The 22,032-nt window shown below is 61.7% G+C and carries 22 protein-coding genes; 14 read left to right on the forward strand and 8 right to left on the reverse strand.

Annotation, left to right across the window (positions count from 1 at the left end; translation table 11 throughout):
• The first annotated feature begins 15 nt into the window (after positions 1–15).
• The 13 genes from ACHAC9_RS10375 (at position 16) to ACHAC9_RS10435 (ending at position 11,532) form a co-directional block, all read left to right on the forward strand.
• On the forward strand, positions 16–738 hold the full coding sequence (locus tag ACHAC9_RS10375) for a flagellar assembly protein FliH (protein WP_435759800.1): 723 nt from the start codon (positions 16–18) through the stop codon (positions 736–738).
• Between the two features lie 95 nt (positions 739–833).
• The gene (gene fliI, locus ACHAC9_RS10380) at positions 834–2,150 is read left to right on the forward strand and encodes a flagellar protein export ATPase FliI (RefSeq protein ID WP_435760059.1); all 1,317 of its coding nucleotides are present in this window, start codon (positions 834–836) and stop codon (positions 2,148–2,150) included.
• 37 nt (positions 2,151–2,187) lie between these two features.
• Positions 2,188–2,628: a flagellar export protein FliJ gene (gene fliJ, locus ACHAC9_RS10385; RefSeq protein ID WP_435759802.1), complete on the forward strand. Its 441-nt coding sequence runs from the start codon at positions 2,188–2,190 to the stop codon at positions 2,626–2,628.
• Between the two features lie 7 nt (positions 2,629–2,635).
• On the forward strand, positions 2,636–3,940 hold the full coding sequence (locus ACHAC9_RS10390; protein ID WP_435759804.1) for a flagellar hook-length control protein FliK: 1,305 nt from the start codon (positions 2,636–2,638) through the stop codon (positions 3,938–3,940).
• A gap of 131 nt (positions 3,941–4,071) precedes the next feature.
• Positions 4,072–4,587: a flagellar basal body-associated protein FliL gene (gene fliL, locus ACHAC9_RS10395; protein WP_435760060.1), complete on the forward strand. Its 516-nt coding sequence runs from the start codon at positions 4,072–4,074 to the stop codon at positions 4,585–4,587.
• Between the two features lie 20 nt (positions 4,588–4,607).
• Entirely contained in the window at positions 4,608–5,588 is a 981-nt protein-coding gene (gene fliM, locus ACHAC9_RS10400; protein ID WP_435759806.1) for a flagellar motor switch protein FliM, read from the forward strand.
• A gap of 15 nt (positions 5,589–5,603) precedes the next feature.
• Positions 5,604–6,023, forward strand: coding sequence for a flagellar motor switch protein FliN (fliN, locus tag ACHAC9_RS10405; RefSeq protein ID WP_435759808.1), 420 nt, complete (start codon positions 5,604–5,606; stop codon positions 6,021–6,023).
• Positions 6,020–6,838 (forward strand): flagellar biosynthetic protein FliO, encoded by an 819-nt coding sequence (fliO, locus tag ACHAC9_RS10410; protein WP_435759810.1) that lies wholly within the window; start codon positions 6,020–6,022, stop codon positions 6,836–6,838. Before fliN ends, fliO begins: the two co-directional genes overlap by 4 nt.
• Positions 6,828–7,568, forward strand: coding sequence for a flagellar type III secretion system pore protein FliP (gene fliP, locus ACHAC9_RS10415; RefSeq protein WP_435759812.1), 741 nt, complete (start codon positions 6,828–6,830; stop codon positions 7,566–7,568). Before fliO ends, fliP begins: the two co-directional genes overlap by 11 nt.
• Positions 7,569–7,576: 8 nt before the next feature.
• Entirely contained in the window at positions 7,577–7,846 is a 270-nt protein-coding gene (gene fliQ, locus ACHAC9_RS10420; RefSeq protein WP_435759814.1) for a flagellar biosynthesis protein FliQ, read from the forward strand.
• 12 nt (positions 7,847–7,858) lie between these two features.
• The gene (gene fliR / locus ACHAC9_RS10425; RefSeq protein ID WP_435759816.1) at positions 7,859–8,713 is read left to right on the forward strand and encodes a flagellar biosynthetic protein FliR; all 855 of its coding nucleotides are present in this window, start codon (positions 7,859–7,861) and stop codon (positions 8,711–8,713) included.
• Between the two features lie 165 nt (positions 8,714–8,878).
• Complete coding sequence (locus ACHAC9_RS10430; RefSeq protein ID WP_435759818.1) at positions 8,879–11,263, forward strand: sensor domain-containing protein; 2,385 nt, start codon at positions 8,879–8,881, stop codon at positions 11,261–11,263.
• 8 nt (positions 11,264–11,271) lie between these two features.
• Positions 11,272–11,532: a DUF504 domain-containing protein gene (locus tag ACHAC9_RS10435; protein WP_435759820.1), complete on the forward strand. Its 261-nt coding sequence runs from the start codon at positions 11,272–11,274 to the stop codon at positions 11,530–11,532.
• Between the two features lie 510 nt (positions 11,533–12,042).
• On the opposite strand, the gene ACHAC9_RS10440 is transcribed toward ACHAC9_RS10435, so the two are convergent.
• From ACHAC9_RS10440 to ACHAC9_RS10465, 6 genes are all read right to left on the reverse strand, one after another.
• Positions 12,043–12,306 (reverse strand): PAAR domain-containing protein, encoded by a 264-nt coding sequence (locus tag ACHAC9_RS10440; RefSeq protein ID WP_435759822.1) that lies wholly within the window; start codon positions 12,304–12,306, stop codon positions 12,043–12,045.
• A gap of 66 nt (positions 12,307–12,372) precedes the next feature.
• The gene (locus ACHAC9_RS10445; RefSeq protein ID WP_435759824.1) at positions 12,373–13,359 is read right to left on the reverse strand and encodes a hypothetical protein; all 987 of its coding nucleotides are present in this window, start codon (positions 13,357–13,359) and stop codon (positions 12,373–12,375) included.
• Between the two features lie 8 nt (positions 13,360–13,367).
• A complete protein-coding gene (locus ACHAC9_RS10450) occupies positions 13,368–14,918 on the reverse strand; it encodes a hypothetical protein (RefSeq protein WP_435759826.1) in 1,551 nt (516 codons plus the stop codon).
• Entirely contained in the window at positions 14,918–15,766 is an 849-nt protein-coding gene (locus ACHAC9_RS10455; protein WP_435759828.1) for a DUF2345 domain-containing protein, read from the reverse strand. The genes ACHAC9_RS10450 and ACHAC9_RS10455 overlap by 1 nt, the downstream gene beginning before the upstream one ends.
• Before the next feature lie 26 nt (positions 15,767–15,792).
• Complete coding sequence (locus ACHAC9_RS10460; RefSeq protein WP_435759830.1) at positions 15,793–17,766, reverse strand: type VI secretion system Vgr family protein; 1,974 nt, start codon at positions 17,764–17,766, stop codon at positions 15,793–15,795.
• A 129-nt stretch (positions 17,767–17,895) separates the two neighbouring features.
• Entirely contained in the window at positions 17,896–18,291 is a 396-nt protein-coding gene (locus ACHAC9_RS10465) for a hypothetical protein (protein WP_435759832.1), read from the reverse strand.
• Positions 18,292–18,367: 76 nt separating this feature from the next.
• On the opposite strand from ACHAC9_RS10465, the gene ACHAC9_RS10470 reads away from it, so the two are divergent.
• A complete protein-coding gene (locus tag ACHAC9_RS10470; RefSeq protein WP_435759834.1) occupies positions 18,368–18,748 on the forward strand; it encodes a MerR family transcriptional regulator in 381 nt (126 codons plus the stop codon).
• A gap of 21 nt (positions 18,749–18,769) precedes the next feature.
• Here the strand turns inward: ACHAC9_RS10470 and flgL are convergent, their stop codons facing one another.
• A complete protein-coding gene (flgL, locus tag ACHAC9_RS10475) occupies positions 18,770–19,993 on the reverse strand; it encodes a flagellar hook-associated protein FlgL (RefSeq protein ID WP_435759836.1) in 1,224 nt (407 codons plus the stop codon).
• Between the two features lie 22 nt (positions 19,994–20,015).
• Entirely contained in the window at positions 20,016–21,974 is a 1,959-nt protein-coding gene (gene flgK, locus ACHAC9_RS10480) for a flagellar hook-associated protein FlgK (protein WP_435759837.1), read from the reverse strand.
• Positions 21,975–22,032: the final 58 nt, after the last annotated feature.

Raw genomic sequence — 22,032 nt, forward strand, 5'->3', positions numbered from 1 at the left:
ATTCGACGGTAAAAGATGAGCAAAGACACACAGGGCGCCTTCAAGCGCTGGGAAATGACCTCCTTCGGCGACGAGCGCCCCAGTTCGCTTGCGGCGCGTATCCAGGAGCAAGAGCGCGCGGCCACGATCGCGGCGTCAGCGGCCGCTGCTGCCTACACCCCTGCCACGCCCGCCGCGCCGGCGATACAGTTCCCGACCGCGGCCGAACTCGAAGCGCTGCGCGAAGATGCGCGTGCCGAGGGCTATGCCGAGGGCCTGGAAGAAGGCCGCGCCGCGGGCCATGCCGAGGCGCTTGAAGCCGGGCGCCAGGAAGTGTCCGTCGAGATGGAAACCCTGCGCGCAATCGCCTCCACCTTCAGCGGCGCCGTGACCGCCGCCGACGAAACGATTGCCTCCGACGTGCTCGAGCTCGCCCTGCACCTGGCGCGCTCGATGGTGCGCACCACCTTGACGGTGCGTCCGGAACTGATCATCCCGATCGTGCGCGAAGCCATCGATTATCTGCCGGTGCTGCAGCAGCCGGCGATCCTGGCATTGAATCCCGAGGACATCGAGATCGTGCGCACCGCCCTGTCCGACGAACTCGACAAGGGTGGCTGGCGCGTCGTGGCCGACCCGCAGATCGGCCGTGGCGGCTGCAAGGTCGATACCGCCAGCAACCAGATCGACGCCCAGGCCGGCGCGCGCTGGGCACGCCTGTCCCATGCGCTGGGCAAGAACGTCGAGTGGCTCGCTTAGTGGACACCCCTTCCAACACCACGCCCGACCGCCACACGGCGCGCTGGAAATCCTATCTGGCCGACTGCGATTCGCTGCTCGGTTTTGTGGAGCCGATGCAGGTGTCGGGGCGCGTCACGCGCGTGGCGGGCCTGGTGATGGAATGCGTCGGCCTGCGCCTGGCAGTCGGCAGCGCCTGCACCATCCCGCTGCCGAACGGCGCCAGGATCGAGGCGGAAGTCGTCGGTTTCGAGGGCGAGCGCCTGTTCCTGATGCCACAGTCCGACGTTGAAGGCGTGGTGCCGGGTTCGCGCGTGCATCCGGTCGAACCCTCCATTCCGCGCCCCGGTTCGGTGACGCATCCGCGCCGCCGCCCGAGCGACCGCGCGCGCCACCTGCCGGTCGGCATGGCGCTGCTGGGCCGCGTGGTCGACGGCGCTGGCCGTCCGCTCGACGGCAAGGGCCCGCTCGGTACCGATGAAGTCGCGCCGATCAATGCCCGTCCCGTCAATCCGCTCGACCGCGCCCCGATCAAGGATACGCTCGACGTCGGCGTACGCGCCATCAATGCGATGCTCACCGTCGGCCGCGGCCAGCGCCTGGGCCTGTTCGCCGGCACCGGCGTCGGCAAGTCGGTCTTGCTCGGGATGATCGCGCGCTACACGACGGCGGACGTGATCGTCGTCGGCCTGATCGGGGAGCGCGGACGCGAAGTCAAGGAATTCATCGAGCAGATCCTGGGACCGGAAGGCATGGCGCGCTCGGCCGTGGTGGCGGCGCCGGCCGACAGTCCACCGCTGATGCGCCTGCAAGGCGCGGCCTATGCCACGGCGATCGCCGAGCACTTCCGCGACCAGGGCAAGAGCGTATTGTTGATCATGGATTCGCTGACCCGCTATGCGATGGCCCAGCGCGAGATCGCCCTCGCCATCGGCGAGCCGCCGGCCACCAAAGGCTATCCGCCTTCGGTGTTCGCAAAACTTCCGGTGCTGGTCGAACGCGCCGGCAACGGGCTGGAGGGCGGTGGTTCGATCACGGCCTTCTACACCGTGCTGTCCGAGGGCGACGACCAGCAGGATCCGATCGCCGACGCGGCGCGCGGTATTCTCGACGGCCACATCGTCCTGAACCGTCACCTGGCCGAATCCGGCCACTACCCGGCGATCGACATCGAACAATCGATCAGCCGCGCCATGCACGGCATCACCTCGCACGAGCACCAGCTGGCCGCGCGCAAGCTGAAACAACTGTATTCGCGTTACCAGCGCTCGCGCGACCTGATCAGCGTCGGCGCATATGCCCCCGGCAGCGACCCAGTGCTCGACCAGGCGATCGCCCTGAACACGCAGATCGAAGAATTCCTGTGCCAGGAAATCCACGAAAACACGAATATGGGCCAGAGCTTGGGGCAATTGACGTCTCTGTTCGGCTGATCGGTTATGTATTGCCAGCGGTATACTTTAGTTCACCATGGCAAATCCCTCCGCTCTTGAAACCCTGATCGAACTGGCCCAACGCGATTCCGACGACGCCGCCAAGCGCCTCGGCGCGGCCCTGAAGGCGGTCGAAGAAGCGGAGCAGAAACTGCAGATGCTGCTGGGCTACCGCGACGACTACGCGAACCGGCTCGACCAGGCGCAGGTGGCCGGCATCACGCCCTTCGCCTACGCCAATTTCGTCGCCTTCGTCGGCAAGCTCGACAACGCGATCAATGGTCAGCAAGAAGTACTCAAACACGCGAAATACAAGAGTGACCTGGAAAAGGCCACCTGGCAGGAAAGCGAACGCAAGCGCCTGTCCTACCGCACCCTGAACGACCGCGCGGCCGCCGAAGCCTTGAAGATCGAAAACAAGCGCGACCAGAAAATGATGGACGACCACGCGGCACGTACCGTCCGCGCCAACCGCTAAAGCCACTATGACGATGCAAACCAATTCCCTTCCAGTCCAGCTGAACGCCCCCTCCCCGACGCCGAACCCGCGCGCCAGCACCCCGGGCACGCTCGACGGCGTGAACTTCGGTGCGGCGCTGACGCGTCAGATCGAACAGCGCCAGACCGAGCAACGCCAGATGGAGGGGCGCCAGGCGCTGGTCCAGCCGCAGCCGCAACCGCGGCCGCAGCCGCAACCGAACATGCCACAGCAGGCCGTCGCCGGTCCAAAACCGCAGCCGGCACCCAAGCCCCCCGCGAACGAAGCGAAAGCGGCGTCGCGCGAGATAGTCAGGCAGGCTGCCAAAGAAACTGAACACCCCCCCGCGACGCGGGAAGCCGAGGCCCGGCAGGCTGCGGGCGGCGCGGACAAGACGGTCGCCACCACGGGCGAAAAGAGCGAGGAAACGACGTCGGCCGATGCGAAAGTGGCGGACGCGGTGGTCGACATGCTGGCGCTGCTCGCCAGCTTCAACCAGGCGCAGCAGGCTGTAGCGGTCCCTGCGCAGGCAGCCGCCCAGGAAGATGCCTTGCCGGGCAGTGCCCAGGGCAAGGTAACAGACGGCACCGAGCTGCTCGTAAAACTCGACGCCGACGCCGTCCGCGGCGCGGCGACCGATGCCTTGCAGGACAAGGCGGCACCCGGCATCGACTTGCGTGCGCTCGAGACGGGCAAGGCTGGCGACGCCGGCAAACTGCCGCTCGATAGCGCCGACTTCGCGGCCGCATTGCGCGACAGTGCTGCCCAGGCGGCCAGCATGAAGGAAACGGCGCCCGGCACCGAAGCATTGACCAGCCTGAACGCCCAGGCCACCGCCCTGCAGAACGCGCAAGCGGCCGGCAGCGCACCGCCTGACCGCCTGAGCGCGCGCGTCGGCACCCCGGCCTGGGACAACCAGGTCGGCCAGAAAGTGATCTGGATGGTCGGCGGCGCGGACCAGAGCGCCACGCTGGAGCTGAACCCGCCGGACCTGGGTCCCGTGCAGGTGGTGCTCAACGTGTCGAACGACATGGCCAGCGTGACCTTCACGTCGCAGCAGCTGGAAGTTCGCCAGGCCCTGGAAAACGCCCTGCCGCGCCTGCGTGAAATGATGAACGAAAGCGGCATCGCGCTCGGCAATGCGACGGTGAACGCCGGCACCGAAGGCCGCCAGGGGCAGGATGGACAAGGTTCAGGCCGTTCGGGCCGGGGCAAGGGCGGTAACGGTGGCGACAGCGATGTGGCCGAAGTCACGCCACGCCAGCGCACGAGCATCCTCGGCGGCGCCGGAGCGGTCGATACCTTCGCATAAAGAACACAAGCCCCAATCTGACCTGCCTTCCCCTCTCTTTTCGAAGCTTGCCGCCGCGCACTTTTTCTCGATAATGACATCATCACGCAACCCCTATCAGCACCAGAGGCAACTTGAAAGCGAATCCGAAAATGAAGGCTGACCCGAAGGCCGAGGCAGCACCGGCCTCAGGCTCGAAGAAAAAGCTCATGATCATGGCGATCGTGGGCGTGCTTGTGCTCGGCGGTGGCGCCGGCGCCGGCTGGTTCTTCCTGCAAGGCGGCGCCAATGCCGAGGCGGCGCATGCCGAAGACACGCCGAAGAAGAAGAAAAAGAAGGACAAGGAGGCCGTCAAGGCCGAATATGTGCCGGTCGAATCCTTCACCGTCAACCTGCAGCCCGAGAATGGCGACCAATACCTGCAAGTGCAGTTTACACTGCAGGTCGACGGCCCCGAACAGGTCACGCTCGTCAAGGACAACATGGCCAAGGTGCGCAGCCGCGTCCTGCTCCTGTTGTCGGGCAAGAAGGCATCGGAAATCAATACGGTGGCAGGCAAGCAGCAGCTCGCGGGCGAAATCAAGGCCGCGGTCCAGGTGCCGTTCGACGAGGACGGCGACGAACAAGACATCTCGGACGTATTGTTCACCTCGTTCATTATCCAGTAAGCATCCAGTAAAGAAACAACATGGCCGATAATTTCCTCTCACAGGAAGAAGTCGATGCCCTCCTCAAGGGGGTCAACGGCGATCAGGACGACGTTTCCGCGCCTGAAGACACCTCGGGAGTCCGCACCTACAACCTGGCGACCCAGGAGCGGATCGTGCGCGGCCGCATGCCGACGCTCGAGATCATCAACGAGCGCTTCGCGCGCTTGCTGCGCATCGGCCTGTTCAACTTCCTGCGCCGCAGCGCCGAAGTGTCCGTCGGTTCGGTGCGCGTCTCGAAGTACAGCGAATTCATCCGCAACCTGGTGGTCCCGACCAACCTGAACCTGATCCACATGAAACCCCTGCGCGGCACCGCGCTGATGGTCTTCGATCCGGGCCTGGTGTTCCTGTTGGTGGACAACCTGTTCGGCGGCGACGGGCGCTTCCATACCCGCGTCGAGGGCCGTGACTTTACCCAGACCGAGCAGCGCATCATCCTGCGCATCCTCGACATCGTCTTCGAGGCCTACGGCAAGTCGTGGGAACCGGTGTATCCGATCGAATTCGAGTACATCCGCTCCGAGATGAACACCCAGTTCGCGAACATCGCGACGCCAAATGAAGTCGTGGTATCGTCCACCTTCACGATCGAGCTGGGCCCGGTATCGGGCCAGATCCACTTCTGCATGCCGTATTCGATGATCGAGCCGATCCGCGATGCACTCACCTCCAGCCTGCAGGGCGAGGCGCTGGAAGTGGACAAGCGCTGGATCCGCCTGATGACGCAGCAGATCCAGGTGGCCGAAGTCGAAATCGTGGCCGAACTCGGCCACGGCAGGGCGAACTTCGATGAAATCCTCAACATGAAAGTCGGCGACGTGATTCCGATTACGGTCCCGGAATCGGTCCAGGCGACGGTGGACGGCGTCCCGGTAATGGAATGCTCATACGGCGTCTTCAACGGCCAGTACGCGCTGAAGGTCGAAAAACTGCTGGCCAACAGCGACAGCTTCAAGTAATTCAGGAGAAACACCATGTCTGACAATCAGGACGACCAATTTTTAGACGACGACTGGGGCGCCGCGATCGCGGAACAAGCAGCGGCAGAGGCCGCAGCCTTGCAAAAACAGCGAACCGCCAGCGCCGCCGTGTTCCAGGACTTCGGCACCAAGAACGTGCGTCCGGACACCCCGAACGACATCGACTTCATCCTCGACATCCCGGTGCAGCTCACCGTGGAACTCGGGCGCACCAAGATCGCGATCAAGAACCTGCTGCAACTGGCGCAGGGCTCGGTGGTCGAATTGGATGGGCTTGCCGGCGAACCGATGGACGTGCTGGTGAACGGCTGCCTGATCGCCCAGGGCGAGGTGGTGGTCGTGAACGACAAGTTCGGCATCCGCCTGACTGATATCATCACGCCTTCGGAACGGATCAGAAAATTGAATAAATGATGTCGATGCGCGCCCCCGCCTGCCCTCCCGTCACTTCGTCCGCACGCGCGCTGCTGGCCACCATGTTCCTGTTGCCGCTGGCCGCCTGCGCGATGCAGCCGGCCAGCAGCGGCGCGGCTTCGCAAGCCGCGCCGGCGGCCGTGCAGCAGCCTGCCACTCAGGCGAACGCCGTGACACCCGCACGCCAGCAGGACGGCGGCACGGCAGGCCGGCAGGACAGCGGCGCAGCGGTGCAGGCGCCTGCCGCTGCGGTTCGTACTACGCCACAGAACACGACGACGGGCAGCTTGCCGGCCCCCGCGAACACCCCCGTTCCCGAACGTGCCACCACCGTCGGCGAAGTGCCGACCGTGGCCGGCACACCCGCGTCGCCGGCACCCGAGGTGGCAAGCATGCCCGCCGCGCCGGCCGCCATTCCCGGTACGCCGGCCAACCCGGGCATGCCGCCGAATGCGGCGGCGCCCGGTCCCTCGACCGGCACCCTGCTGCAGACCATCTTCGCCCTTGTACTCGTGCTGGCCCTGCTGGCGGCGCTGGCCTGGGCGGCCAAGCGCTACGGCCCGCGGGTGACCGGCAGCACGGCCAACCTGCGCATGGTCGGGGCCCTGAACATCGGCGGGCGCGAACGGATCATGGTCATCGAAGTGGGCGACCAGTGGATCGTGGTGGGTGCTTCGCCGGGCCGCGTGAACGCGCTGGCCACGATGCCGAAGGGCGATGCCGCAGCCAGCGCAGCCCTCGCCGGTCACACGCCGTCGGCATCGAATTTTTCCGACTGGCTGAAACAGACGATCGACAAACGTAATGCGAAATAAGAAACTCCTGCTGGCGGCCGGCCTGGTGCTGCTGCCGCTGGCCGTGCTCGCGGCGCCCGGCGTGCCGGCATTCACCACCGCGCCAAGCCCCGGCGGCGGCACCACCTACACCTTGCCGGTGCAAACGCTGCTCCTGATGACGGCGTTCACCTTCCTGCCGGCCGCATTGCTGATGATGACGAGTTTTACCCGCATCATCATCGTCCTGTCGCTGCTGCGCCAGGCGCTCGGCACCCAGACCGCGCCGCCGAACCAGGTGATGGTGGGCCTGGCCCTGTTCCTGACCCTGTTCGTGATGGGCCCGACCTTCGACAAGATCTATACCGACGCCTACCTTCCCTTGCAGGAAGACCGGATCCAGATGACCGAGGCCATGAGCCGCGGCGCCCAGCCGCTGAAGGATTTCATGATCAAGCAGACGCGCCAGTCGGATCTGGCCATGTTCGTCAAGATCTCGAGGACCCCAGCCCTGCAGGGTCCGGAAGACATCCCGCTGCGCGTCCTGATTCCGGCCTTTGTCACGAGCGAACTCAAAACGGCGTTCCAGATCGGCTTCGCGATCTTCATACCGTTTCTGATCATCGACATGGTGGTGGCCTCGGTGCTGATGGCGATGGGTATGATGATGATGTCGCCGGCCGTGATTTCGCTGCCGTTCAAGATGATGCTGTTCGTGCTGGTCGACGGCTGGCAACTGCTGCTGGGCTCGCTGTCCCAGAGTTTTAATTAGGGAAGCCGATGACGCCCGAATCCGTCATGACGATGGGCCGCCAGGCCATGGAAATCACGCTGCTGGTGTCGGCGCCGCTGCTCTTGATCGCGCTGATCATCGGCCTCGTGGTCAGCATCTTCCAGGCCGCCACCCAGATCAACGAGGCGACCCTCTCCTTCATCCCGAAACTGGTCGGCGTGTTCGTCGCCCTCGTGATCGCCGGGCCCTGGATGCTGTCCGTCATGCTCGACTACATGCGGCAAGTGTTCACCGGGATTCCGGGCATGGTCAACTAGGCTGTTCCCCCTGTGCTGACGCTGACCTCGATCGAGATCAATGCCTGGATCGCGGGCTTGCTGTGGCCGCTCACGCGCATCCTCGGCATGCTCGCGTCGGCGCCGCTGTTCGGCCACGCCAGCGTGCCGAACCAGGTGAAAGTCCTCCTCGGCGTCCTGCTGGCGCTGATCATCGCCCCCACCGTGCCCGCGATTCCCGCGATCGATCCGATGTCGTATGCGGGCATCCTGATCCTGGTGCAGGAACTGCTGGTCGGGCTGGCGATGGGTTTTGCCATGCGCCTGGTGTTTGCCGCCATCGAGTACGCCGGCGAACTGGCCAGCTCGACGATGGGCTTTTCCTTTGCTTCCTTCTTCGACCCCAACACCCAGGGCCGGTCGGCCGCGATCAGCCAGTTCCTGTCGATGGTGGCGACCATGGCCTTCCTTGCCGTCAATGCCCACCTGGTGCTGCTGGCAGCGCTGTCGGAAAGTTTCATCAGCCTGCCGATTTCAAGCACGCCCTTGTCTTCAGCCGCGCCGCTGGAGCTGGCGCGCCTGGGCAGCCGGATCTTCTCGGCCGGCCTGCAGATTTCGCTGCCGATCATCGCCGCTCTGCTGATTACGAACGTCGCGCTCGGCATCCTGACGCGCGCCGCGCCCCAGCTGAACATCTTCGGCATCGGTTTCCCGATCACGCTTGGCGTCGGCATGCTGACGCTCTCCATGGTCCTGCCCTACCTGAACACGCCGATCCAGAACCTGTTCAACGAGGGTATCGAAGCCGGGCGCAGGATTCCGAGGGCGGCGGCCGAGCGTGTGCCGCCGCTACTCGCACCGCAACCTACCGTGCCCGCCGCGCCCGCCCCCGCACCTGGCGTTCCGTAAACGCACCCGCACAGGGCGGCACGGAAATGCCGGAAACCTAGGTTTCCCCTTTTATATCTTCAAACGAAAACCGCTCGCTCAGGTCAGCTCACTGGACTATCATGCCTTGTGCATGCCAGATTTTTCATAGAAGCAAGTCATGACACGCCACTGCTGGAGAACGTGTTGAATCTGTCACCGTTACCACTCGCCGTCTTCGTTGTCGATGCCGACGGCGCCATCGCCAGCTGGAACAAGGCCTGTGAAAAATTGGCCGGCTATACTGCGGCCGACATTCGCAGCAAGACGCTCGAGCAAATCATCGAGTTCGACGCCATTTCCGGGTCCCCGCTGTCGATCGCCGCCCGTGTCGAGATCGACTCCACCGGCCAGCTGCGTTGCGTCGATGGCCGCCGCCTGCCGGTACGCATCACGATCGCCCCACAATCGCTCGACCCGGAACAGCTCGACACCTTCAGCGTCATCGTCATTCCGCGCGCCGGCCTGGTGCCCCCGCGCTATGCACTGATCCAGGATTTGCCGACGGCCGACATCATCGAAGGCCTGCCCTGCGTGTTCTACGTGATCGACCAGAGTGGCCATCTGCTGCTCTGGAACCGGCAGCTGGAAAGCGCGCTCGAGATGACCGCCGAAGAAATGCCAACGATGAGTGTGGAGCTTTTCTTCGACGAGAAGGACCGTCCCCAGACCATGCAAAAGATTCTCGACGCGTTTGAGATTGGCCACTCCTCCCACGAAGCGGAACTCGTCGGCAAGCACGGAAAACGCAGCAGCCTGCTGTTTCACTGCGCCCGCACCAGCCTGGGCGACCTGCCCGTCGTCTTCGGAACGGGTTTGGACATCAGCGCGCGCAAGCAGACCGAGCAAGGCCTGCGGGTGCGCGAGCGCGCCATTTATTCGAGCGTAAACGCGATCGTCATCACCTGCTGCAGCGACGGCAAGAATCCGATCGAATACGTCAATCCGGCCTTCGAGCAGATGACCGGCTATACGCTGGCCGAAATCAAGGGCCGCGATCCGCGTTTCATGCGCATCGAAGGCTGCGACCTGCCCGAACAGAAGCGCGTCCACGATGCGCTGCAAAAGCGGGAAAGCGTGCAGGTCATCCTGCGCAATACGCGCAAGAATGGGGAAGTATTCTGGAATGACTTGCGGATCGATCCGGTCAGCAATATAGATGGCGAGGTTACCCATTTCGTCGGCGTGATCAGCGATATCACCGAAGCGCGCCATTACGAGCGGCGCCTGCACCACCTGGCCCACCACGACCCGCTGACGGGGCTGGCGAACCGGACCCTGCTGCAGGACGAGCTGAAATTTTCCATCGATTTCGCGGTGCGCAACAAGGTGCTGGGGGCGCTCGCCTTTCTCGACCTCGACAACTTCAAACACATCAACGACAACTTCGGCCACGAGGCCGGCGACGTGGTGCTCCGCGAAGTCGCCAGCCGCCTGAAAGCGAGCGTGCGCGACAACGACACGGTGGCGCGCGTCGGTGGCGATGAATTCGTCCTCGTGATCAACAACCAGCCGGGCGACGATCAGCTGGCCGACCTCATCGAACGCATCCGGCTGCGCGTAAGTAGCCCGATCGCGGTGGGCGGACGCGAGATCCTGCCCAGCACCAGCATCGGCGTCGCCCGCTTCCCGCACGACGGCGAGTCGGTCGACCGCGTGATGCGCGCGGCCGACGCGGCGATGTACCACGCCAAGGCCATGGGCAAGAACAATTCTCAGTTTTACTCGGACGAACTGAACCAGGTCGTACACCAGCACCTGATGCTCGAAGCGAGCCTGTCAAAGGCCATCCGCAATCACGAGATGGTGCTCGGCTACCAGCCGAAGGTGGATCTGCGCACCGGAAAAATGGTGGGCGCCGAAGCGCTGGTGCGCTGGAATCATCCGGAAAACGGCATGGTGCCGCCGGATGAATTCATCCCGGTGGCCGAGGAAACCGGGCTCATCGTCCCTCTCGGCAAATGGGTGATCATCGAAGCCTGCGGCGCACTCAAGGCGCTGGAGGCGCTCGGCATCACCGACTTCGTGATTTCGGTGAACCTGTCGGCACGCCAGCTGCGCCAGCGCCAGTTCGCAGCAGGGCTCGCGCGCACGCTCGCGCGCCTGGGCGTGAACCCGGCGAACCTGGAACTGGAAGTGACGGAAAGCCAGCTGATGGACCATCCGGAAGAAGCGATGGAAGCGCTGGCGGAGCTGAAAGCCCTGGGCGTGCGCCTGTCGATCGACGACTTCGGCACCGGTTACTCGAGCCTGGCCTACCTGCAGAAATTCCCGGTCGACTTCATCAAGATCGACCGTTCCTTCATCGGCGAGGTCAGCGACGACGGCCATGCCGTGATCGCGCGCGCCATCATCGCCCTGGGGCACAACCTGAAGCTGAAAGTCATTGCCGAAGGGGTGGAAACCCTGGAACAGCTGACTTTCCTGCGCGATAACGATTGCGACGAGATGCAGGGTTACTACTTCAGCCCGGCGCTGTCGCAACGCTCGCTTGAAGAGATGGTCTGCAGCGATGCGCGGCTGGCGGGATAGAAGTGGGCATGACCCCCATCCACGAGATTATCAACCGCATCGTGTGGGATACCGAATTTGGCAACGCCGATGTCGTCATCGGTTATTACGACCGCGTGTTCAAACGCATCGTGCGGGTCTCGTTCGAGCGCATCCGCATCGAACGCGGCCAGCATTTCGGGTTCGACCTGATCGGTCGCGATGGCGAGGCGCGCATGGTGCCGTTTCACCGGGTGCGCGAAGTGGCGCGCAATGGCGAACTGGTCTGGAGCCGGCCGGCGCCGGGGTGACTATCGCTTGCGCTACTTTCACTTGGCTGGAACGTGCGAAAACGGGACACTAAAGTCCTCTTCTCACCTAGCCAGCCACCCGCGTGCGCACTGGGATCGATGTCGGACGCCACCGCCTAGCCACGCCGTTTCCAGGCACTCGCCGCCTTTAGACTCTGCAAACTGCTTGAGTTTTGCAAGACGCTCGGCATCAGGCATTCGGGACAGGAAATCCGATGCTGAACCACAAACGAAGCGCTGCGTTTGAATTGATACCGTGGCAGCATTCGAACGGATAGCTGGCTTGCCAATTTTCCCAACTGGGGCCAGGCAGGAAATTCCTTCTGCCTCCGCAGCAAGGCTCAGTCTGCTTAAAAACGAAGATATTGAAGGAGTTTCAACTACTGTATCGCAAGGCCAACGATCAGTCGTGGCATCGTCAATTTGGTCTGCAGGATAATCGAATAGTGGTTCCATTTCCAGCCCAGGTAGGCTGTGAGAAGAGCTTGCACGTTTGCCGTGACAGTGAAATCAAACCTTGACCGACGTCAGCGCGGACGAGATGAGGGTCGCGCCACATGACGTTTTGTGCCCATTGAAGGCCACCGGTATGCCGCCGGCCAGCACATGTGAATCGCCTTCCGCGATAACGCAGGATGCATGTCCTTTGATCGGACAAATGCAGGCATCTCCCTGCCGCGCCACCGGGATACCGTGGACCAACGATGTACCGGAAGCGGCAACGACCTTGCCGCCGTGGCTGGTCAGGTCACCGAGTCGAATCACGCCTTTCATGTTTTTCCTTCTATATTGCTTCGCATACCATTGATGGTGGTTTGGCAAGGACGAACTTATACTTACTCAGCAATCCGCAATCCAACACCATACAGTAATCCCGTATGCGGACCCAAGATTGGCCATCGCTTCACCCACTTTGTAGGTTCGTTGAGCTGCGCCCGGCTCTAAAGGCTTCCAGATACCGGTTTTCGGACAGAGTTCACCTGCTTTCGCCCGCAGTTCCTTTTCAGCTTCAGCTTGACGGCCGGAAGGGATAATCGGGTGCCAAGTAGTAGCTACTGCAACTGTTTCTGGGGTGGCGCACGAACCTCCTTCGGCTTCGAGTTCTTCATTTGTCTTAATAACCTTATATGCCGGCTGCATCCTTAGGCCCTTGATAGCAAAGGTCAGACTATGGTGTTCCAAACCGGTACTGGGATACCATACCCCCGTCCACGGCACCTCGTCTCCTGTTCGGCATGCAACTGATGTGTCAACCACGTATTCCGGTAGCGGATCTGGAAGCTTCTGAAATATCGGATCCTTATAAAAATTGATATATTCGTTATACCACTCAACAATTTCTTCTCCTGGAAAACCATTGTCATCACTATCTCCCCCCGAACCTTCATCGAGGAAGATTTCTGCTCCAGTCATTGCATTGTTGAGCGCGCTTTCGATTTGCCCAGCATAAGTTATCAAACGGCCAATCCTAACTCTTTCGAATTCTCGATGTTCGGCCTCGGTCATCCAACTATGTAGTGGTTGCTCCATCATGCCGCGAACATCACCATTGATGCAGCCGGCAATCTCCCATATCAGCTCGTAGTCACCAAGCCTCGCCAACTCGGCACCACGCTTAAAATCACGAGCGCGCTGTTTAAATTTTTCATAAATCTGATTATTTCTGCCAAAATCAGAAACTTTCCGTGAAATAGCGAGGGATCCAAACCATTCCATGGTTTTCTCACACTCACATGCGGCGGCTTCAAAGAATTCTGCTGAGGTGAACAGGTACCAGATAGCGGCTTCCAAATTTAGGTTTCGCATATATTCCTTCTCGTTTTTCATTATTCGGATTAAGGTGACTTAGGGACAGTCAAAAGGATGCGTTTGGCTTCCTGAGGTGAGTAGTCTGTCGCTCCCCAGCCAGTTACAAATGGTCCTTTAATACTTGATTCTGTTATTCTCGAACGTATTTTTGTCGGGATGATCTCCCCTGTTACGTCAGTAAATTCTACTCGCTGGTCGGGCCTACCCACCTCCATTACCGGCTGTCCAGTTTCGCGATCAATTCTCGGCATTGCTTGGACCATATCGTCGCGGCTGCCAGGGTAGAAAACAATTTGCTCGTGACCACCTACTAAATAGTAGTCGGTCCCTTCAAGCTTTTGACTGCCCGCAGCCCCCCTCCAGACCGGCAGTGTTTCACCCGCTTTGACTTCATACTCTACGTACCAGCCATTTTGGTTCCACTCAGGTTTAACAGCAAATTTGCTGCGCCATTCGTCCCGGTTCTTGATTGCTTTAAATTCCGCTTCCGATATCCAAAAAATACCGGCGCCTTCATTCGAAGGGTCGACGATACGATAAAGCTTTGTTGGCCCTGTGATCGCAGCAGCCCGCATCCCGCCTCCCTTTCTTGAAAAAGTACCAACAACCCAGTCTTGAATCTGTGGATGGTTCGGATGTGCTTTCAATAAGGCTTCAAATTTCGATCTTTTGAGTTTCAATGGAGGAAAAGCCATGTTCTTTGATCGCTTTTCAACCCACTTCGGCGGCTTTGCATTGATTAGTTTCGCAGACCCCGATTCTGAAATCGGCGCAATCCAGCCACGATTGGTCCGATATGTCTGGGCACGCCATGCCTGGTCATCGAGCTTCTTGGCAACAACTTTCAGTACGGTTCGCACTGGCTGGGTAAACTCCTGAATCGCCTGGCCGATGACGCGCCGCTTCGCATCGATAAATTTCAGGAGATCGTCGATCGGTTCACGGATTGTGGCCGGCACAATGGACCGTATCTTTTGCAACAGTGCCTTCAGACCGTCGAATTTTTCATTCAACAGGCTACTCAGCTTTGCAGGGGTGATCTTGTCTGCCGCCTCACGGACGGTCTTTGCAACGAACTTGTAGACATCCGGTAGCTTGCCGTTCGTCGCCCATTTTGCCACCCGGTTATGCTGCAGATATTCGGTGATTTTCGGAAGGGCAGAATCGCAGGCCCGATTGGCGGCCGCTATCAGTTTGCTGGTGTTGGTCAGGTCATCGGCATGCTTGATCAACGGCTTCAGGTAGACCCAGACCAGACGCAGCACGCTCTTGACGACGGTGCCGAGCTCCGGAATGAAGCCAACCACCGTTGTTGCCATGAAGAACAAGGTGATCTTGTTGGTCGGGTCTTTGCGGTAGTTCTGTATATTTGCGCACAGATCACGTACGTCGCACAGGGTATCGACAATCGGGATCAGTGAGACCACCATGTCGAATCCGATCTGCCCGGTTGACCGCTCGGTATTGAAATCACCCTGCAGCGCGGTCCAGATCCACTCACCCAGCCCGACGTCGTCGGGCTTTTCCTGTCCGTGGACTTCATTCAACCCGTCCAGTGTCTCGTCAGCTCCGGCCATTATTCGACTCCCTGATCTCGTGGAGCATTCACCATGTCTGGCTCTTGGGCCACGAGCGGATCCAGCTTGGCCAACAAATCGGCGACGGTCGGCCGTGATTCGTCTTTCGCCGACGAGGAGTTGTGATAGACGACCTTGTCGATCGTGTCCGGAAGATTGCGTTCTTCGGCCATACCGCTGCCGTCGAGCGTGCCCTGTTTTTGCTGGCCGTTCGCAAAATGCAAAGTGTAGGGAACGCCGGCCATGGCTGCCCCTTCATAGCCGTCCAGGTCGAGCTTCAGCCAGTTGGTGTGTTCGGCGGCCGGGAAAAACGGCAGCTCTGCCTCTTGCCTGGCCGGGCCATCCCACTTGTGCATGCCGGCCTTGACAAGGAATTCGCCAGCGCAGCCATGTTCGATCTTGCCGTCCGCGATCTTGATGTAGGCACCACCGCATAACAGCGTCAGGCTCTTTTTTGCCGCAATCACGATGTCGCCCTGGCTGGCAGTGATCTTCACGTCACGGTCAGCGGCGATGCCGATGCTGTCCTGTTGCGCCTGAATATCCAGCTTGCCGGCGCGCGCAATATGCTTCATGCCATCCTGATGCGCAAACAGCGAAATGCCCTTGCCGGCATTGATGTTAACGCGCTGCCCGGCGACAGCCTGGATGTGCTGTTGCGCCATAATATTTTGTTGGCGGCCGCTATAGCTGACGGAAGAGTTCGGGGTAGCACTGACAAAGCCTCCAGCGGCATACTGGGCGATCAGCGGCGCCCCGCCTTGCCCTGTACCCCCGGTGCTACTGCCTTGCTCGGCATTTTTCAGGTCGTCCGCCAACTGCTGGTGCGATGCGAGATCGACCGGCATGGCCTGGTGCTGTTCGGCGAACTCGCCTACTCCTTGAGCAGTGCCTGCGAGCCTTCGAGCAGCGCCTGTAACGGTTCGCGCTCCAGCTGTTTGCCTGTTGCGCCGAGCATCGCCTGGGTGGTCAGCAGCATTAACCGCGCCGCGCGCACTACCACGGACTGATCGCTCCGCAATTCGGCCCCTTCGCCACGCGCCTTGCCCTCCCCGCCGCGTCTCGGCTGTGTCAGCCAGCCCAAGTTCAGTTGGCTGTGCCCATGTTCACTGGCGAGCTGCGCACTGATCTGCCCGGGCGTGTCGTCCAGCCGTAGCTGGTTGTAGCGCATGCCTTGCACTTCCTTGCTCTTGATGCCGGCAAGGAAGCGATTGCCGGGTAGTTCGCCCACATGACTGAAGGCTGGCGGGGCTGCTCTGCCGCCGAACACGCGGCCCACGACGATCGGCTTGTCCGGGTCTCCCCCAAGAAAATCCACCAGCACTTCGTCCCCGACCCGCGGCAGGCTGATGCTGCCCCAGCGGTCGCTCGCCCAGTGCGTAGCGACGCGCACCCAGGCCGAATCGCGGTCGGTATTGCTGGCGCCGGCACCGGTCTGATGGTCTTGATCGCGCGTGCCCGGGAAGCGCAGCTTGACGCGTCCATATTGGTCGCAATACACCTCTTCGTTGGGTGGCCCGACCACGATCGCCGACTGCAACTGCACGCAAGGCAAATCGGTACGGGGGTCATATGCCGGCACAATCGGTATGCCGCGTCGCACGCAAGTAAAGCGGTTTGTGTATTTGACGTTGCGCTCGTCGCTTGCCTGTTCCAGGGCGCCTTGCGCCTCCGCCTGGTGCCAGCCGTTGGCGGCGAACAGGCGCTGCGCCCGCTCATGAATGTCTGTGGGGAGATTGTTTGCGGCAGCCACCGACAGTTCCGTGAGTACAAACTCGCGCTCGTCGTCCGGATGCGTGTCGATGTCCGGATGGTCGTCGAGCCGGAACCACTGCCCGACACATAAATCGCGTACGCCGCTTTCGCCATGAAAGCACTTGGCTTCGTATTCATGGCGCTGGATGCGCAATTCTCCCAGCCGGCGGTAATCGTTCCTATCGTCACCGACATGCGGCGCGTCGATCAGATAGTCGTCCAGGCTGAATGCGAACTGGTTACCGCTATCTCCCTGCTGCATGGTGGTCGGCGATTGGACCCACACCATTCGGCCTTGCAGGTGGTCCCAAGTTTGTCGGGTGATGCTGCCGGCACTCAGGGTGCGCACGGCGCTCCAGTTGATAACGCCATCGCGTGCCTCGGTGCCGGCATCACGATGAAAGCGCACCGTACCGGCAGTATTTTGTGCCAGCGAATGCGACGTATCGAACAGCACAAGGGTATGCGCGGGTGTGGACGAACTGCCCGATTTGCTCGGTTGGCCAGGTCGCATGAACCAGGCAATCCCCTCGCGCTTCCACGATCGGCGTAAAAAGGCGGCATCCGACTCATTGTGTTGCTTCGTGAATTCACGTGCAGAATAGCGTTCGGCAATGCCGGAGGTATCGATATAGAAAGCCTTGGCGAGGATCGGATTGATGTTGCGCCACTCGCGCACCAATGCCGCGGAGATATCGACCACGTTCATGTCGCGGTAAATGCGCGTATTGATGCGCTGCTCCATCAACGCCAACGCATCGCGCACGATCAACTGATACGTCGCCAGCCCTCCGTCGCTTTGTCCTGCGGACGCTTGTGCCACGATGCCGCACACCGAACGCAACTGACGCCGGTCGGTGACGAATTGCAGCTCCACCGGCAGTGCGATGAATTCCTTCAGAGGGAGAGAGGCTTGCATCGAGACGCAGAACAAACGGTATTCAATGCCGCCGCATAGCGTTTCCTGGCCGCTCACATGCTTGACAAGCAAAACATCATCGAGAACCCGATTCTGATGCCATAGACGCACTCGGATCGGGCGATTCAATTGCGTCAAACTGGATCTAAGACCGACTGCATTCAGCGAGTTCATGTGAGATTTCTTCCTATACGAAAGACCTGCACAAGAAAGTGCCATGCGGAACACACATCTGACTTGATGCTTATCATTGCAAATGCAAAACAGCTTCCCGATGGATACACCGCACGGTTTTTTGTGCGCTTAGTGAGACGGCTCGACCCGCCACCACTGCGCCACACCCCACGCAAACTCGGGAACCAGCAGCAGCCAGAGGATGGGCGCATCCGTATGCGCCAGCGCCCACATCATCCAGCCTGAAAACAGGAAGCGCGCAATGCCGTCATGGCGCCCGAGCAACAGGCTCGGGAACCGCAGGCGCAGGAGCGACCACACCAGCACGACGCTGCCCAGCAGGCCCGCGATGAACATGTGGAAAGGCGCGAAGGCCGGTAGCGCCGCGCCGCCGAGCTGGACGTTCAGGTCCGACATCAGCGCGTGCACCAACGCCTGGGTCGGAGAGCTAGCGAGCGCGACGGTAAAGACGATGTCGTAGACGGCACTTGCGCGCACCAGGTAGTGGTAAGTGGACACTTGCATGGCTGCCTCCTGGAATGGAAAGCACCATCCTCAACCCTGGAGTACACTCGAAGGTCAAGGCATTTCGGGGGATAGTATGCGGATCGGCGAACTGGCGGCTGCAACGGGACTCAGTCGGGACACGCTGCGCTTCTACGAAGCACGCGGTTTACTCACGGCGCGGCGCCGCGCGAACGGCTACCGCGACTATCCGCCGGAGGCGGTCGAATGGCTGTGCTACCTGCGCAGCGCGCAGACGCTGGGTTTTACGCTGGCCGATATCGAAGCGGGGATGCCGCTCTTGGCCGATCCGGCACATGCCGGTCTTGAACTGCGCGCGGCGCTGGCGCGCAAACTCGATGACATCGATGTCCGGATCGCCGGGCTGGCGCAGTTGCGCGCCGTGCTCGCGGGCAAGATCGAGGACCTCGGGGCCGACTGCCCGCTGCGTCCTCTTGATGCCGCGCGCGCGGCTTGAACCGGCACTGGCCGGGGGTCATTAGCCGATGTAATTGAACAGCGACAGCGACGACATCGTCTTGAACGATTTCTGCGCCGCTTCCAGCGTGGTCTGCTGGGTCGCGTACTCCGAGATCGCCTTCACGATGTCGAGGTCCTGCAGTTTCGACAGGGTCGCTTCGTACTGGACGCCGAGGTCCGCGCCCGAGCTGTCGAGGTAGTCGAGTTCCTTCATGCGCGAGCCGACCGAGGCGCGCACCGTCAGGACATTGTCGAGCGAGGATTTCAGGCTTTCGCTGGCCGTGATCAGCTTGTTCGACAGCGTGGCCCGGCCATTCGTGTCGTCGCCGGAATCGCGCAGGGCCTTGACCAGGGAGGTCATGGTGGTGAAGATCGATTCCTTCTGGCTCGGCTTGACTTCGAACTTGTCGCCGTGGGCCGGCTCGCCGCTGATCGAGAACGAGGTGCCGTCGAAGCTGATCTGCTTGCCGCTCACATACGGCTCGTCGGTAGGCAGCGGACCGGCGGGCGTGCCGCTGCTGTCGGTGACGGTATACGTGGTCACGGCCGGGGTGCCGGCGACCTTGAATTCGAGCTTGTAATTGTGGCCGGTGAGCTTGCTTGCGTCCGACACCGAACCGGAGAGGCCTACCGCCCCACCCTGGTTACCGTCGACCATCACGGTCTGGTAACTGCCGTTGCCGGTGCGGTTGTTCTCGAAGATCGCGCTGCCCGAATCGCTGATCGCGATCGAGCGCGAGGAACCGACTTGCAGCTTGCGCTGGCCCTGGTCGCCCTGGTAGGCGGCGCCGGTGTCGGTCTGGACGAACGGGATCGTGGTGCCGCGGTAGCCCGAGAACAGGTAGCCGCCCGCGCCGTCGGACGTGTTGGCCACGCCCATCAGATCGTCCATGCGCGCTTCGATCTCGGTGGCGATCATGTTGCGGTCGGCTTTCGAGAGCGTACCGTTGCCGGCTTGCACCACCAGGGTCTGGACGTCCATCAGCAGGTCGCCACTGTTGTTGAGCGCGCCTTCGACGAGCGACAGCGAGCTGTTTGCGTTCGAACGGTTGGTCGCGTACTGCTCGTTCAGCGATTTCGACTGGGTGACCTCGAGCGCGCGCGCCGAGGCGATCGGATCGTCGGCCGCGGTCAGCATGCGCTTGTTGGTGGCCAGCTGGTTCTGGGTACGCGCCATGTTCGACTGCAGCGTATTGAGCTGGGTCGTTGCGTTTTCGTAGATGTTCCTGGTACTGATGCGCATTGTTTAACTCCGTTGCGTCGCGTTAGCGTGCGATCGACAGCAGCGTGTCGAAGATGGTATTGGCGATCTGCATGACCTTGCCCGCGGCCTGGTAGGCCTGCTGGTATTTCAGCAAATTGGTCGCTTCTTCGTCCAGGTTCACGCCCGACACGTCCGAGGCGGCGCCCGATACCTGCTTGAGCAGGGCCTGGCCGGCGCTGGCATTGACTTGCACTTCGCGCGTCTTGTTGCCGACCGCGCTCACGGTCTGGGCAAAGGCCGACTGGTAGGTGGCGCTGCCGCCGTTGAAGATGTTCTTGGTCTGCAAGGCGCCGAGCGCCTGGATGTTGCGCGTGTCGGCGCTGCCGGCGACATTCGCGTTGATGTTGAACTTGTCGCCGTTCGAAGGCGCGCCCGACATCGTCATGTTGACGCCACTGAAGCTGTAGCTGGCGCCGGCCTTGAAGGGCGCGCTGCCGCCGGTGTGGGTGGTGGTGGTGCCGTTCAGGGTCACCGTAACCGTGGCGCTCGCCGGGAAACCGGTCAGCTGGCCACTGCCGCTGCTGTCATAGCTGAGCGAGACCGGCAGTGCCGGCGGCGCCGCGAAATAGTCCGCACTGACGCTGCCGGCGCTGATCTGCCCACTGCCCCTGTTCGAGATCGGCGCGCTGGTGGCGATCGGCGCGCCGGCAGCGATCTGGCTGACGTCGGACAGGGCGGCCTGGAAGCCCGAAGCGCCATTCACGGTCGGGCGCACCAGGTAGTTGTCGCCCGCAGGGGCGGTGCCCGAAATGGTGAAGTCGACGCCATCGATGTTGCTGGTCGTGCCGGCCGGGTTGTAGGGTTCGATCTTGGTGCGCTTGTTGTCGGACAGGCGCGTGACGAAAAAGCTGCCACCGTCGGACTCGACCTTGTAGTCGCTGTCGGTCAGTTTGGTCGGATCGGTCACCACCGCCCCCACCTTCGCCAAGCTGGGGCGGGCGTTGTCGGCGGCCGCTGCCACATACGCGGGGGCCTGCACGAAGAAATCCTTGCCTTGCTGGCCGGCGCCGTCGATGCCGAGCTTGTGCTGGTCATTGAAGGTCATTGCCATGCCGATCGCGAGGCGGCCGATCGAATTCTGCACGCGGTCGAGCGTGCCGCTACGGAACTCGAGCAGGCCGCCCAGTTCGCCGCCGGACACGGCGTTTTCCGGCAGCGCGGTGACCTTGTCGCCGGTGACATAGCCGACCGTCAGGCGCGTCAGGTCGGTCGGCGTCTTCATCGCCGCCAGCTGGAAGGCTTGCTGGCCCACGACCAGCGGCTGGCCGTTGCCGATCGAAACGTTGAGCGCATTGTTGCTGCCGGGGGTCACCGTCGCCTTGACATGCTTGTTCAGCTCGATGACGAGCTGGTCGCGCTGGTCGAGCAGGTCGTTTGGTTGACGCTGTTCGATCGAACCGTAGGAGCCGATCTTCGAGTTGATCTCGGAGATCTGCTTGGCGTAGGTATTGATCAGGTTGACACTGGTTTCGATCTGGCTGTTCACGCCCGCGCCGATTTCTTCCAGGCGGCCGTCGATTTGCTGGAAGCTCCCCGCCAGCGTCTCCGCCGAGGACAGCAGCGCCTGGCGCGACGGGATCGAGGCGCCGTTGCCCGTCACATTTTGCACGCTCGAAAAGAAATTCTGGATCGCCGGCGACAGGCCGGAGGTGGTGTCGGCCAGCAGGTTGTCGATCTGGCTGATCTGGGCATAGTAAGAATCGAGCGAGGCCGTGGACGCGGTCGCCGTGCGCACTTGCTGGTTCAGGAAACCGTCGCTGTAGCGCTTGATCTCGGCCACCTTGGTGCCGGTGCCGATAAAACCGACGCCCGTCTCCATCGTCGTCGAGGTTGCCTGCACCACGCCCTGGCGGCTATAGCCTTCCACGTTGGCGTTGGTGATGTTATGACCGGTCGTCGCCAGCGCGGTTTGCGCCGCGAACAATCCGCTTTTACCGATGCTGAGGAGGTTTCCGGACATGTGGTTTCTTTCGTTGACTCTTCTTCTACGGCAGAACGCGCCAGAACTTGAGCGTTAA

It is taken from the genome of Massilia sp. CMS3.1 (genome assembly GCF_051262535.1).
GTDB lineage: Bacteria > Pseudomonadota > Gammaproteobacteria > Burkholderiales > Burkholderiaceae_D > Telluria.

What these genes read in the sequence shown, in the direction of transcription:
- fliQ (WP_435759814.1), top strand. Translation starts at nt 7,577, where the DNA reads ATGACGCCCGAATCCGTCATGACGATGGGCCGCCAGGCCATGGAAATC.
- ACHAC9_RS10455 (WP_435759828.1), bottom strand. Translation starts at nt 15,766, where the DNA reads ATGCCGGTCGATCTCGCATCGCACCAGCAGTTGGCGGACGACCTGAAA.
- fliP (WP_435759812.1), top strand. Translation starts at nt 6,828, where the DNA reads ATGCGAAATAAGAAACTCCTGCTGGCGGCCGGCCTGGTGCTGCTGCCG.
- flgK (WP_435759837.1), bottom strand. Translation starts at nt 21,974, where the DNA reads ATGTCCGGAAACCTCCTCAGCATCGGTAAAAGCGGATTGTTCGCGGCG.
- ACHAC9_RS10445 (WP_435759824.1), bottom strand. Translation starts at nt 13,359, where the DNA reads ATGAAAAACGAGAAGGAATATATGCGAAACCTAAATTTGGAAGCCGCT.
- fliM (WP_435759806.1), top strand. Translation starts at nt 4,608, where the DNA reads ATGGCCGATAATTTCCTCTCACAGGAAGAAGTCGATGCCCTCCTCAAG.
- fliJ (WP_435759802.1), top strand. Translation starts at nt 2,188, where the DNA reads ATGGCAAATCCCTCCGCTCTTGAAACCCTGATCGAACTGGCCCAACGC.
- ACHAC9_RS10390 (WP_435759804.1), top strand. Translation starts at nt 2,636, where the DNA reads ATGACGATGCAAACCAATTCCCTTCCAGTCCAGCTGAACGCCCCCTCC.
- fliO (WP_435759810.1), top strand. Translation starts at nt 6,020, where the DNA reads ATGATGTCGATGCGCGCCCCCGCCTGCCCTCCCGTCACTTCGTCCGCA.
- ACHAC9_RS10435 (WP_435759820.1), top strand. Translation starts at nt 11,272, where the DNA reads ATGACCCCCATCCACGAGATTATCAACCGCATCGTGTGGGATACCGAA.
- fliL (WP_435760060.1), top strand. Translation starts at nt 4,072, where the DNA reads ATGAAGGCTGACCCGAAGGCCGAGGCAGCACCGGCCTCAGGCTCGAAG.
- ACHAC9_RS10460 (WP_435759830.1), bottom strand. Translation starts at nt 17,766, where the DNA reads ATGAACTCGCTGAATGCAGTCGGTCTTAGATCCAGTTTGACGCAATTG.
- fliN (WP_435759808.1), top strand. Translation starts at nt 5,604, where the DNA reads ATGTCTGACAATCAGGACGACCAATTTTTAGACGACGACTGGGGCGCC.
- flgL (WP_435759836.1), bottom strand. Translation starts at nt 19,993, where the DNA reads ATGCGCATCAGTACCAGGAACATCTACGAAAACGCAACGACCCAGCTC.
- fliI (WP_435760059.1), top strand. Translation starts at nt 834, where the DNA reads ATGCAGGTGTCGGGGCGCGTCACGCGCGTGGCGGGCCTGGTGATGGAA.
- ACHAC9_RS10470 (WP_435759834.1), top strand. Translation starts at nt 18,368, where the DNA reads ATGCGGATCGGCGAACTGGCGGCTGCAACGGGACTCAGTCGGGACACG.
- ACHAC9_RS10375 (WP_435759800.1), top strand. Translation starts at nt 16, where the DNA reads ATGAGCAAAGACACACAGGGCGCCTTCAAGCGCTGGGAAATGACCTCC.
- ACHAC9_RS10440 (WP_435759822.1), bottom strand. Translation starts at nt 12,306, where the DNA reads ATGAAAGGCGTGATTCGACTCGGTGACCTGACCAGCCACGGCGGCAAG.
- ACHAC9_RS10465 (WP_435759832.1), bottom strand. Translation starts at nt 18,291, where the DNA reads ATGCAAGTGTCCACTTACCACTACCTGGTGCGCGCAAGTGCCGTCTAC.
- ACHAC9_RS10450 (WP_435759826.1), bottom strand. Translation starts at nt 14,918, where the DNA reads ATGGCCGGAGCTGACGAGACACTGGACGGGTTGAATGAAGTCCACGGA.